The 12395-nt window shown below is 47.5% G+C and carries 14 protein-coding genes, 1 pseudogene and 1 other annotated feature; of the genes and pseudogenes, 6 read left to right on the top strand and 9 right to left on the bottom strand.

The window, feature by feature from the left end; translation table 11 throughout:
• Positions 1-179 precede the first annotated feature (179 nt).
• The 4 genes and pseudogenes from BZ167_RS15535 to BZ167_RS15525 all read right to left on the bottom strand — a co-directional run bounded on the left by BZ167_RS15535 (position 180) and on the right by BZ167_RS15525 (position 2496).
• Complete coding sequence (locus BZ167_RS15535; protein WP_007408762.1) at positions 180-932, bottom strand: SGNH/GDSL hydrolase family protein; 753 nt, start codon at positions 930-932, stop codon at positions 180-182.
• Positions 933-1111: 179 nt separating this feature from the next.
• Entirely contained in the window at positions 1112-1357 is a 246-nt protein-coding gene (locus BZ167_RS15530; protein ID WP_033574213.1) for a hypothetical protein, read from the bottom strand.
• 47 nt (positions 1358-1404) lie between these two features.
• Positions 1405-1455 (bottom strand): annotated as a pseudogene (locus tag BZ167_RS20735) (hypothetical protein); the annotation flags it as partial.
• A gap of 171 nt (positions 1456-1626) precedes the next feature.
• Complete coding sequence (locus BZ167_RS15525; protein WP_007408764.1) at positions 1627-2496, bottom strand: cation diffusion facilitator family transporter; 870 nt, start codon at positions 2494-2496, stop codon at positions 1627-1629.
• Between the two features lie 222 nt (positions 2497-2718).
• Here BZ167_RS15525 and BZ167_RS15520 point away from each other — a divergent pair, with 222 nt between their 5' ends.
• The 3 genes from BZ167_RS15520 (at position 2719) to BZ167_RS15510 (ending at position 4649) form a co-directional block, all read left to right on the top strand.
• Entirely contained in the window at positions 2719-3525 is an 807-nt protein-coding gene (locus tag BZ167_RS15520) for a TrmB family transcriptional regulator (protein ID WP_007408765.1), read from the top strand.
• Between the two features lie 72 nt (positions 3526-3597).
• Positions 3598-4329 (top strand): AzlC family ABC transporter permease, encoded by a 732-nt coding sequence (locus tag BZ167_RS15515; protein ID WP_033574214.1) that lies wholly within the window; start codon positions 3598-3600, stop codon positions 4327-4329.
• Complete coding sequence (locus BZ167_RS15510) at positions 4326-4649, top strand: AzlD domain-containing protein (RefSeq protein WP_003152394.1); 324 nt, start codon at positions 4326-4328, stop codon at positions 4647-4649. Before BZ167_RS15515 ends, BZ167_RS15510 begins: the two co-directional genes overlap by 4 nt.
• Before the next feature lie 40 nt (positions 4650-4689).
• On the opposite strand, the gene sr7p is transcribed toward BZ167_RS15510, so the two are convergent.
• From sr7p to acsA, 3 genes are all read right to left on the bottom strand, one after another.
• Positions 4690-4815 (bottom strand): small protein SR7P, encoded by a 126-nt coding sequence (gene sr7p / locus BZ167_RS20635; RefSeq protein WP_007408768.1) that lies wholly within the window; start codon positions 4813-4815, stop codon positions 4690-4692.
• Positions 4816-4934: 119 nt separating this feature from the next.
• The gene (gene tyrS, locus BZ167_RS15505) at positions 4935-6200 is read right to left on the bottom strand and encodes a tyrosine--tRNA ligase (RefSeq protein ID WP_007613147.1); all 1266 of its coding nucleotides are present in this window, start codon (positions 6198-6200) and stop codon (positions 4935-4937) included.
• A gap of 50 nt (positions 6201-6250) precedes the next feature.
• Positions 6251-6483, bottom strand: a binding site (T-box leader).
• Positions 6484-6536: 53 nt separating this feature from the next.
• On the bottom strand, positions 6537-8255 hold the full coding sequence (acsA, locus tag BZ167_RS15495) for an acetate--CoA ligase (protein ID WP_007408770.1): 1719 nt from the start codon (positions 8253-8255) through the stop codon (positions 6537-6539).
• A 158-nt stretch (positions 8256-8413) separates the two neighbouring features.
• Between acsA and BZ167_RS15490 the strand changes: the two genes are divergently transcribed.
• The 3 genes from BZ167_RS15490 to BZ167_RS15480 are packed head-to-tail and all read left to right on the top strand — an operon-like array spanning position 8414 to position 10878.
• Entirely contained in the window at positions 8414-9046 is a 633-nt protein-coding gene (locus BZ167_RS15490; RefSeq protein ID WP_007408771.1) for a GNAT family N-acetyltransferase, read from the top strand.
• 24 nt (positions 9047-9070) lie between these two features.
• Positions 9071-9715 carry an acetoin utilization AcuB family protein gene (locus BZ167_RS15485; RefSeq protein ID WP_033574215.1) on the top strand — a complete coding sequence of 215 codons (645 nt, stop codon included), beginning with the start codon at positions 9071-9073 and terminating at the stop codon, positions 9713-9715.
• Positions 9712-10878, top strand: coding sequence for an acetoin utilization protein AcuC (locus BZ167_RS15480; RefSeq protein WP_033574216.1), 1167 nt, complete (start codon positions 9712-9714; stop codon positions 10876-10878). The genes BZ167_RS15485 and BZ167_RS15480 overlap by 4 nt, the downstream gene beginning before the upstream one ends.
• Before the next feature lie 9 nt (positions 10879-10887).
• On the opposite strand, the gene motS is transcribed toward BZ167_RS15480, so the two are convergent.
• Positions 10888-11577: a flagellar motor protein MotS gene (motS, locus tag BZ167_RS15475; RefSeq protein ID WP_033574217.1), complete on the bottom strand. Its 690-nt coding sequence runs from the start codon at positions 11575-11577 to the stop codon at positions 10888-10890.
• On the bottom strand, positions 11567-12382 hold the full coding sequence (gene motP, locus BZ167_RS15470; RefSeq protein WP_007408775.1) for a flagellar motor protein MotP: 816 nt from the start codon (positions 12380-12382) through the stop codon (positions 11567-11569). The genes motS and motP overlap by 11 nt, the downstream gene beginning before the upstream one ends.
• Positions 12383-12395: the final 13 nt, after the last annotated feature.

The raw sequence follows: 12395 nt of genomic DNA, 5'->3' as shown, positions 1-12395 counted from the left end.
GAGTGGGTTTTTCAACACTCGACGGGAGGTTCGCTATGTGGATGATCATTTTGCTGCTTATCATTTTAATCGGTTTTACCGGTAATATCGTCTCGCTTTTGAGAGCGCAAAAACACGCATCTCAAAGAATAATTGAGCTTTTAGAAAAGCAAAGCCGAAAATACTCTGTTAGCGCTGTGTTACCCATAATAGTAATAATAATTCCGGCAGATTTCCTGAAATATGATTTGATGCCCTTTCTCGTTCGGATGAAGACCTTCTGACATGCACATGCTGCGGAAAGCGGGATTATACGGGTCGATGAGATCAGTATCAAACAGATCGGCATATGGTACAGAGAGGAGTGTGCAGGCTTCTTTTTGGGCTTTCACATAGTCAGCCAGCTTCAGGCCCAGTTTATTTTTATCAGTATCACGGCGGACGATTTTTCCTTTTGACATTTTGGCTTGTCTCGTTGGGGTCACCACAATGATGCTCGCGCCTTTATTTCCGCTCCGCAGCTGCTGGATCACTTGACAGAAGCCTCCGTAAAATGTGGTGATATCCTTTTCATCTGTGCCGATGGGAATGTGGTTGCACCAATCATCATCTGTTCCCTGGACAATGATGACATCATGTCCCTTTGTTTTAAGCGCCTGCTGATAAATGTTATCGCTTCCGTTGTTGCTCATATTAACGCCGCTGACAGACAGATTGGTTATTTCAGCGTTTGTCCGGTCTTTCAGAATGTCACCAAAGCCGTATTCCGCACGCAGCCCCCGGGCGACGCTGTCACCTAAGATCGCGATTTTCGAAGCCTTCCGCAGCCTGCTTATGCTGATAAAGTCAACGCTGATATGCCCGCTGTCCGTGATATGCAAAAGCTTGCTGCTTATGTTTGGCAAAGAGACTGTCTTTCCTTCAGAGTTATAAAAATCCTCATTCAGCTTCATTCGGCGTCATCCCTTCCTTTTTATCCTCCGGCATCTTTTTTGACATAAAAAACGGACACGAACAAACAGCGCCATGTTGTCAGTTCAGTGTCCGCAGATGATGATACTGGATTTTTTATGCAGTTCTCTTGCCATTATAGCAGATCTCCGTTACTTGTAATAGAGTCTGCTGTCAGCATTTAAAACAGCGTTTGCGGGTACGTTTTTGATGAGACCGTCTGCTGCGGGAACGGTGTGTCCGGCGATGCGTCCGTCTTCTGCTGCGGGAACGGTGTGTCCGGTGATGCGTCCGTCTTCTGCTGCGGGAACGGTGTGTCCGGTGATGCGTCCGTCTTCTGCTGCGGGAACGGTGTGTCCGGTGATGCGTCCGTCTTCTGCTGCGAGAACGGTGTGTCCGTTTTCTGCTGCGGGAACGGCGCGAACATTTTTTAGAAACCGGTTCTTGGTATAAATACTCCCCTAAACCTTCTCTTTCCGCAACGGCAACTCCATGTTCAATTTCTTTAACAGAAATAGCGTTCAATTCTGTTCACCTCCCTTTTTCTTTACAACATAACGTATGAAATGAACCCCTCACGTGTATAAGCTTATCTCTCATATGAGCGAGAAATAGTCATTTATACAACAAAAAGACCCGTGGGAACGGGCCTTTTGCAGGCATTTTGCCGGGAACAAACGCAAACATAAGATCGATTTATTTCTTCCTCTCGCTCTCCGGCTCGGGGTGAATCATTACCTGTGCTTGTTTGAATTCATTCGTAATATCTCTTTCAATGCGGTCACACAGGTCATGCACGTCTTTAATCGTCACGTGAGAGGCTACGACCAGGTGAAAATCAATATACTCCTGCGGGCCGGAGCGCCTTGTACGAAAATCGTGAATTTCAATAAATTCCTGTTGAAATGTTTCAATAATCTTTAAAATTGTTTTTTCTTCCTCTTCCGACAAACGGGTATCAATCAGCGGCGGGAATGCTTCTTTCATTAACTTAAACGCTTCATATATGATATACACCGCCAGCACCATACCTATAATGGGATCAAGTATGTACCACTCCGTTAAGGTAACAACCAAAAGGCTTGCCGCTACGCCTAATGATGTGTACACGTCAGTCAGTAAATGCAGGGCATTTGATTTCATTGCCACGGAATTAACCTTTTCGGCTTCTCTTTTTACGAACTTCGAAACGATCAAATTAATGAGAGCCCCCGCAAGCATCACAACAATTCCCAATACAGGCAGATGAACCGGCGCGGGGTTGACCAGTTTTTGAACGCATTCATATATCATCCAAATCCCTGCCGCAAAAATCAGAATCGTCTCGATAGTCCCCGACAGATTCTCGACTTTTCCATGACCGTACGGATGCCCTGTATCAGCCGGCTTTTTTGAAATCCTGACGGAGATAAAGGCGATGAAGGCGGCGATCAAATCTAAAAAAGAATGAATGGCTTCAGAAAGTATCGCGACAGATCCGGTTATGATCCCCACCACTATTTTGAGCATGACGACCAGGGAATTGCTTATAACCGATAAAAAAGCGATTTTAGAGGTGTTTTCCACCGTGATCCTCCTCTTTTTAACTTCTTGAATTTATCGTATCAAACGCATTCGTGTGGGTCTACGGCAACGTTTTTCACAAAAGCCATACATGTAACTCACCATAAACTAAGTTGGAAAGCGACAAAAACAGGCGCACCTTTCTTTCAGCACTCAAGTCCCATTGACAAGATATAACCGCTTACATTATAGTAGTTTCATGAATAACCACTACGGAGGATGTTTATGGAGGATGTTCTGAAAGAATTACAGAAATTTGGATTTTCTCAATATGAATGTAAAGCATATATCGGCTTGTTGAAACACTCGCCTGTTACCGGATATGAAATCAGCAAAAGGTCAGGCGTCCCCCGCTCAATGATCTATGAGGTATTGGGGAAATTAGTTGATAAAGGCGCTGTCCATATTGTGCCGTCTGATCCGGTTACATATGCTCCGCTTGCCGGAAAGGAATTAATCGACCGGCTCCGGCACGATTTCGAGAGCTCATTCGGCTACCTTGAGGAAAAGTTATTGGCGCTGGAAAGCGAGCAGGAGATGAATGTCATCCGCCGCATCAGCACGAATGATCATGTCATCAATGAGATGAAGGATATGATTGAAAAAGCCGAGGAAGAGTTGTGGCTGTCTGTCTGGGAACAGCAGATTCCCTTTATTCAAGAAGCCGCTAACAAACGCGCCGCCGAACAATTGCCCGTCTTTTCGATTGTGTTCGGCCCTCCGGAAGTGAAGCTCGGAAATACGACAAATCATAATATGTCTCCTGAAGTGGCGGAGAAACGGATGGGCGGGAGATTAACAATAGCTGCCCGCGATAATAAAGAAGTCTTAATCGCCAATTTTTCTCCGCAGACGAATGCCTGGGCCATTAAATCAGAAGATCCCGCTCTCGTTCTCGTGGCCATGGAATATATGAGGCACGATCTGATGTTCGCGGAGCTTGTGAAAGAAGTCGGGGCTGAGAAAGTTGAAGGCCTGATGAAACAAAACCATTCGTTATTTCATGTCGTCACCGGAAATCGGTTCATATAAATGTGAACCGTATTTTCTTTGATTTTTTCATTAGTCGTTATCATTATAATCTCTATGAAAGGAGTATGAAAAATGATTAACACAGAAGTGCAAAAAACCGCCGTTTCCCGGGAAATGAACGATACGTTTTTACAGGGGGTGCGGGATTGTGTGCCTACGCTGCTGGGCTATATGAGCATCGGTTTTGCTTTCGGCATCGTTGGCGTTGCCTCTCATCTAAGCATTCTTGAAATTTGTTTGTTATCTTTGTTTGTCTATGCCGGCGCCGCCCAATTTATTATTTGCTCGCTCCTTGTTTCCGGGAGTCCGATTTCCGCCATTATTTTAACGACGTTTATCGTCAATCTGCGGCACCTTCTGCTGAGCCTGACCATCGCGCCGTATTTCACGAAATACTCTTTGCTGAAAAATATCGGCTTCGGGGCTTTGCTTACTGATGAATCTTTCGGGGTAGCGGTGAACAAAGCGGCTCAGAACGGCAGGTTATACGATAAATGGATGAACGGCCTCAATATAACCGCTTACATGTGCTGGGTTATTTCCTGCGTGATGGGCGGGCTTCTCGGACAATGGATATCTGATCCTTACGCGCTCGGCCTGGACTTTGCTTTGCCCGCTATGTTTGCGGCGCTGCTTGTGCTGCAATTGCAATCGTCCGCTTCGGAAAAGCTGAAGCACAACCTCTCCTTAATTCTCTATATGATCATTTTTATGGTCTTGTTATCGTATTTCGTCCCGTCACACATCGCGGTCATCGTCTCAACCGTGATTGTGGCAACGATCGGGGTGGTGACGGACAAATGAGCATCAGCACACAAATGATCTGGATTATACTCGGCTGCATGATTGTTACACTTGTGCCGCGCATTGTTCCGTTTATATTTGTCCGGAACATTCAGATGCCTGAATTGGCTTTAAAATGGCTCTCCTTTATTCCGCTTTGTATTTTGACGGCTCTGGTAACGGAAAGCATGATTGTGAAAACAAACAGCGCTTTGACCTTTGATTGGAAAGCAATGATCGTTCTCATCCCGACATTGCTTTGCGCGATGCTGACAAAAAGCTTATCCATCACGGTCATCACGGGAGTCGTGCTGATGGCCGCCGTCAGGCTGATATGGTGACAATCAAAAGCCTCCATTCCGCAGAATGGAGGCTTTACCTTTATGATGTCGGATTTTCTTCTTCCGTCTCTGATTCCTCGGCTTTGGCTTCGGCGTTTATGCTTTGCTGCTGTTCCCAATGATCCCGCTGCAATCTTTCTTTTGCGATGGTAAACATGAAATTCACGGCGCAGCACCCCTTCCCTGTTTTGCTTGTACTATGTACTGTACTCATTTCCCCGTGCAGTATTCACAAAACATAAAAAAGCAGCCTGCCGCATTAAGCGGCCGGACTGCTTTTTATTTTCAGTACGTGATCAGGAAGTATTTTTTCTTTCCGCGGCGCAGTACGGTAAATTGATCTTCAATGCGGTCTTCCGCAGTCAGAAGATGCCCGATGTCCGTCTGGCGCTCGCCGTTAATGTAAACAGCTCCGTTTTGAATGTCTTCGCGGGCCTGCCGTTTTGAAGGCGACAATTTAGATTCCACAAGCACGTCTACTAAAGACAGTTCTTCAGAGCGGTCTTTTTCAAACGAAGGTACATCTTTAAATCCTACCTTGACGTCTTGAGCGGAAAGCTCTTTAATATTGCCGCTGAACAGCGCCTGAGAGATATGAACGGCCTGCTCAAGCGCTTCGCGGCCGTGTACAAGAACAGTCACCTCTTCAGCGAGACGTTTCTGCGCTTCTCTTTTCTCAGGAGCCGTCTCCGTTTTTTCAGCATAAGCTTCAATTTCCTCTTTTGATAAGAAAGTAAAGTATTTTAAGTATTTGACGACGTCGCGGTCATCTGTATTGATCCAGAACTGGTAGAATTCGTACGGCGATGTTTTTTCTTTATCAAGCCAAATGGCGCCGCCTTCCGTTTTGCCGAATTTCGTGCCGTCAGCTTTTGTGACGAGCGGAATGGTAAGACCGAAAGCTTTCGCCCCTTCTTCTTCTGATTTTCTGATCAGTTCAAGACCGGCCGTGATGTTGCCCCACTGGTCACTGCCTCCGATTTGGAGTTTGCAGTTCTTTTCTCTGTACAGATTCAGAAAATCGTAGGATTGCAGGATCATGTAGCTGAATTCCGTGTAAGAAATTCCGGTTTCAATTCTTGAGCTTACAGTATCTTTCGCAAGCATGTAGTTAATTCCGAAGTTCTTTCCGACGTCACGGAGAAATTCAATAATGCTCAGCTTTCCGATCCAGTCAAAGTTGTTCGCTATGACAGCGGGGTTTTCTCCGGCCTCGAAATCTAAAAATCGGGAAAGCTGATTTTTAATTTTTTGCGACCATTCGACAACGATATCCTGAGTATTTAACGTACGTTCCGCTTTTTTGCCGCTCGGATCGCCGATCAGTCCCGTCGCACCGCCTACAAGCGCAATCGGATGGTGGCCTGCAAGCTGGAACCGGCGCAGTGTCAATATCGGCAGAAGGTGTCCGATGTGCAGGCTGTCAGCCGTCGGGTCAAACCCTGAGTATAAACGGATTTTTTCCTCGTTCAGCTGTTTATTCAGTCCTTCTTCATCCGTCATTTGCTGGATTAAGCCGCGGAATGATAAATCCTCTAATAAGTTAGTCATTTTGTCTGCTCCTTTGTTTATGAAAATAAAAAACGCCCCTTCGTTTAAAACGAAGGGACGATATAATCGCGGTACCACCCTACTAATAAAAGCATAAAAAAGCTTTTATCACTCTTTTTGATAACGGACCGTGTCCGTTCTTTCACTACTGAAAGCCTTGGAATGGCTTTGTTCGCAAAAACGGTTCATGAGTGTATTCGGCATATCTTATGTGCTGATTTTCACCGGCCATCAGCTCTCTTGAACAATCAGATACCCTACTTGTCTCAATCAAAACCTTTTCGTATGAAGCTTACTCATTTTTAACATAAATAAGATACGATGTCAACGCCGTCTTTAATCTTCCATTGTGGACAGGTCGCCTGCCGGCAGGTTCAGCTCCCACGCCTTCAGCACACGTCTCATGATTTTTCCGCTCCGTGTTTTCGGAAGTTTATCTTTGAATTCAATTTCCCGCGGTGCGGCATGCGCGGCAAGCCCCTGTTTTACAAAGAGGCGAATGTCCTCCTTCAGCTGATCGGATGGCTCATGCCCTTCTCTGAGCGCGATAAACGCTTTAATAATTTCTCCCCGGACAGGGTCCGGCTTTCCGATGACGCCGGCTTCGGCAATCGCCGGATGTTCAACAAGTTTGCTTTCGACTTCAAACGGGCCGACGCGCTCGCCGGATGTCATGATGACATCATCGACTCTGCCTTGGAACCAGAAATAACCGTCTTCATCCATATAAGCAGAATCTCCGGAAACATACCAGCCGCCCGGCATGAAATAAGAATCATATTTCTCTTTGTTGTTCCAAATGGAATCCATCATCGACGGCCAGCCCTTTTTAATGGCGAGATTCCCCATTCGGTACGGCGGAAGCTCATTTCCCTGATTGTCAACGATCGCCGCTTCCACTCCCGGAATCGGTTTCCCCATTGAACCCGGCTTGATCTCCATGCAAGGATAATTGCAAATGAGCTGTCCGCCCGTTTCTGTCATCCACCACGTGTCGTGGATGCGCTTGCCGAATACTTTATGTCCCCACTTGATGACCTCGGGGTTCAAAGGTTCTCCGACACTCAGGACGTGACGAAGTGAAGTAAGGTCAAATTTGGATGCCATTTCATCTCCGGCGCCCATAAGCATTCTGAAAGCCGTCGGAGCGCTGTACCAGACGCTGACACCGAGCTTCTCGATCGTGCCGTACCAGTTTTCCGGACTGAACCTGCCGCCGACGATCACATTCGCCGCTCCGTTCAGCCACGGCGCAAATATCCCGTACACCGTCCCGGTCACCCAGCCCGGGTCCGCAGTGCACCAGTAAATATCGTCTTCTTTAAGATCAAGCACCCACTTGCCGGTCTGGTATTGCTGAATCATGGCTTCATGAACGTGGAGCACACCTTTGGGCGTTCCGGTAGATCCTGATGTGTAGTGAAGCAGGTAGCCGTCTCTTCTGTCCATCCATTCAATATCAAGTCTCGTGCTTTCTCCCTCAGCCGCTTTATCATAATGAATGATTTTATCTCCCGCTTCTTTGCTGCCGCCGACAATGAAAATATGCTCGAGGTCGGGCAGGCTGTCCGCCGGAATCCGTTCGGCCAGTTCAGGTGTCGTCACGACAACCTTTGCCTGGCTGTTCAAGAGGCGGTCTTTGACGGCGCCTTCCATAAACGCTTCAAATAAAGGACCGGCGATCGCACCGATTTTAATTGCGCCGAGCATGATAAAGTAAAGCTCCGGCGAACGCGGCATGAAAATAAAAACGCGGTCCCCTTTTTCCACGTTTCCATACCGTCTCAGTACATTTCCCGCCCGGTTCGATTCCTCCATCATTTCTTTAAATGTGTATTTTTCATCCCGATTTGCGTCCTTGTAATACAGCGCTACTTTGTTTTTTCGAAATGATTCGGCATGACGGTCAATCGCTTCGTACGCCGCATTCAGCTTCCCCGTCTGATGCCAGGAAAATGCCGCTTCGACCTCTTTCCAATCGAAGCTGCGGTACGTTTCCTCATAATTTCGCAGATGATAATTCCCCTTTTCCGCCGGCAGCGCTTTCAAATTCATGCAACATCCCCCTTTGCTTATCTATAGACTAATTATAGTAGATGTTCACAGTTTTCTCAATTTTTAAAATATAAATTACAACACTATTGAAAACGCTTTATATTTTGTTATGCTTAAAAGAGATGTGTTTTTATTAAGAACCGACAGGCGGTGAATCAGTGAAACATCATAAAACGTACCATTCTTCATCAATTCAGACAGCAGCCGGCCCTCTTTTAGTAGAAGGGCCCGTTCCTCCAGGGGATCTAGCACAGTATGAGTTTCATGAAGGCCTGACAGCCTTTCGCCTTCCTCATGAACAGCACAAAGCGTTAATCGAGATCGCCGGGCTTCCTGAAGGTCGGATCATTATTGCCAGGGACGGACAGACGATTATCGGCTATGTGACGTATTTATATCCTGATCCGCTTGAACGGTGGTCTGACGGAAATATGGAAGACCTCCTTGAACTCGGGGCGATCGAGGTCGCTCCCGGCTACAGGGGCTGTTCTGTCGGAAAAACTTTGCTGACAGTCAGCATGATGGATGAACAGATGGAACGGTACATCATCATGACGACGGAATATTACTGGCATTGGGATTTAAAAGGAATGAAAAAAGATGTGTGGGAATACAGAAAGATCATGGAAAAGATGATGAATGCCGGGGGTCTTGTCTGGTTCGCAACGGATGAACCGGAAATCAGTTCTCATCCGGCCAATTGTCTGATGGCCCGCATCGGCAGGCACGTCAGTCAGGAGTCAATTGAACAGTTCGACAGGCTTCGTTTTTATCAGCGATTTATGTATTGACTGACATACAAAGGGGATAAAAAGATGATTGCAGAACAAATCATGAAACGGGACGTCATCACCGTCTCAAAACACGACTCCATTGAAACAGCCGTCCGTAAAATGAAGACATATCATATCCGCCATCTCCCTGTCATCGACGACGAGCTGCACGTCATCGGTATTGTCACAGACAGAGACATTAAACAGGCCGGCCCCGGCAGCTTTGAACAAAAGGAACGCGGCGCATTTCTGACAAACAAAGTGGAGACCATTATGAAGCGGAATGTCATCTGCGCCCATCCGCTTGACTTTGTGGAAGAAATATCCGCTTCCTTTTATGAGCACGGCATCGGCTGTCTGCCGATTACGGTAAATCATAAGCTGACGGGCATTTTAACGAAAACCGACGTGCTCCGGACTTTCGTCAGCCTGACAGGCGCGGCCCAGCCGGGATCACAGGTGGAAATCCTGGTGACGGATATGACAAAAAGCCTTGCTGATCTCAGCTGCATGTGCCGCGATCTTCAGCTGCAAATCCTGAGTGTGCTCGTCTATCCCCATGATTCCGCCGGGTCGAACATTCTCGTCTTCCGGGTGAAGACGATGAATCCGCTCCCTTTTATCCGTGCCGTTCAAGAAGCCGGATACAATGTCTTATGGCCGAAACATTTGAGGGATCAGCCATGAGAGACAGCGTTTTTGTTTACTCGCCTTCTTATCAGACGTATCAATTTCATCAGGAACATCCGTTCAATCAGCGTCGTGTGCTTTTAACATACGATCTGCTTCAGGCGGCGGATGCGTTTGACGAAGGAGATATCGTCACACCGCGCACGGCCGCTAAAGAAGAGCTGGCTCTCGTTCATACGGAGGATTATATACAGGCGGTGGAACTAGCGGGTGCGGGCCGGCTCCCTGCCGCAGAAGGAGAAAGCTACGGTCTCGGAACGGAAGACACCCCCGTTTTTGCCGGCATGCATGAAGCCGCGTCACTTCTGGTGGGCGGCACCTTAACGGCGGCTGATTATGTCATGACGGGACAAGCCAGGCACGCCTGCAATTTAGGAGGCGGCCTTCACCACGGCTTCCGCGGCAGGGCCTCAGGCTTTTGTATCTATAATGACAGCGCCGTGGCCATCCAATACATCCAGAAGAACTACGGGGCAAAAGTGTTATACATTGATACAGACGCCCATCACGGCGACGGCGTTCAATTTACGTTTTACGACAGGTCTGATGTCTGCACTGTTTCTTTTCACGAGACCGGGCGTTATTTATTTCCCGGGACGGGACAGGTACTGGAAAAAGGAAGCGGGCAAGGCTACGGCTATTCTTTTAACATTCCCCTGGACGCTTTCACAGAGGACGATTCCTTTCTTCACGCTTACAATACGGCCGCCTCAGAAATCGCGGCTTTTTTTAAGCCGGATGTGATTCTTACCCAAAACGGTGCGGACGCCCATTATTACGACCCATTGACACACCTGTCCAATACAATCTCCATTTATCAGGAGATCCCGCGGCTTGCTCATTCATTAGCCCATCAATATTGCAGCGGCAGATGGATCGCGGTCGGCGGCGGCGGATACGATATTTGGAGAGTCGTCCCGAGAGCATGGAGCCGCATTTGGCTTGAGATGAAAGGGATTGATCCCGGGGAACGCATACCGCAGAAATGGATTGATAAATGGCAGAAGCACTCCCCCTGCACGTTGCCCGCTTTTTGGAGTGATCCTGAACAATTATATCCTCCGATTCCCCGCAAAGAAGAAATTTCAGAAAAAAATGCCCAAATCGTGGAAAAAGCACTTTTTGCCATCCGGTCTGAGCAGCGGTATAAAACAAAATAAAAAACGACCTTATGAGGAGGTCGTTTTTTTGATCACAATTTCTACACGGCGGTTTTCTTTCATATGTCCGGGACTTTTGTTGTCCTTCACAGGTTTCGTATCCGCATACCCGGCAGAGATAAACCGTTTGGCGGAAAAGTCTTCATTCGCGGTAAAATACCGGATCACACTCGCCGCTCTTGCAGACGACAGCTCCCAATTTGACGGAAATTGATAGGTGGAAATCCGGCGGCTGTCCGTATGGCCTTCTACCTGTATGTCATTCGGAATTGTTTTTAAAAGCACCGCGATCTGATGCAGAACCGGCTCGGCGTTTTTCAGCACATCCGCTTTTCCTGTCTGAAACAGAACGGCCTCCTGCAGCACCAGAACCACTCCGCGCTCATCGCGCTTCGCCGTCAATTTCGAACTCAAATGATGCGCTTTTATGTATGTCTTCACGTTTTGCAGGAGCAAATCCTGTTCTTTATTTTCATTTGCTTTGTCTGATGACGCCGGTTCACCCCCGCTGCCGTTTGTATGAATTGATGAAACGGCAGATTGAAATTTTCCCGCGTCTATTTGCGACATCGAAAAAAGCAATATAAAGAACACGAGAATGAGCGTGATCAAGTCAGCGAACGTCACCATCCATCTCGGCGAACCGCCGGAATGTTCCGGTTTGTTTCTTCTTTCAAAACGCTCTTTTCTAAGCTTCATGGACAGCGCCCTTTTTCTTGTTCGCAGGCTGTCCTTTACGCCAGTCTTCTCTTGAGCTGAAGACAACGAGCTGACTTTCGAGGTTGCGGGGATTTTTGCCCGATTGGATGCCGACAACCCCTTCGATCATGACCTGTTTGATGAAAATTTCACTTTCCGTTTTTTCTTCAAGCTTTGCCGCGATTGGGATAAACACCAAGTTGGCAAGCAGCGCTCCGTACAGCGTCGTCAATAGCGCAACGGCCATGTTCGGTCCGAGGGTATGCGGGTCATTTAAGTTTTTGAGCATGAGAACGAGTCCGACGAGCGTCCCGATCATTCCCCAGGCGGGTGCGAAATCACCGGCTTTTTCAAAAACGCGTCTTCCTTTTCTGTGTCTTTCTTCCATCGCGGCGATCTCAGAATCCATTACCAGCCGGATCGTTTCCTCGTCCCAGCCGTCAATCGCAAGCAAAAGCCCTTTTTTTAAAAACGGATCCTTGATCTCACGCGCCTGGTCATCCAGAGACAGAAGCCCCTGCCTGCGTGCCTGCTCCGAAAGGCTGACAAATACTCTGACAAGCTCTTTCACATTGTCATCCTGACGGGAGAATACCTGTTTCAGAACAGAAGGGGTTTTCTTTAAATCCCTCGGCGGAAAGCTGATAAAGATCGCCGCAGCAAGGCCGCCTGTGACGATTAAAAAAGAAGTCAGATCTAAAAATGAACTGATTCCCGCCAGTCCCGTCCCTGACAGAATACCGATTGCGACAATAATACAGCCTAACATAAAGCCAACGGGCGTCAGATAATCAAAACGTTTCATATCTTCTCCTTAC

Origin of the sequence: Bacillus sp. 275 (genome assembly GCF_001999205.1) — a bacterium.
GTDB lineage: Bacteria > Bacillota > Bacilli > Bacillales > Bacillaceae > Bacillus > Bacillus velezensis.
This window is presented reverse-complemented; position numbering and strand designations above follow the sequence as displayed.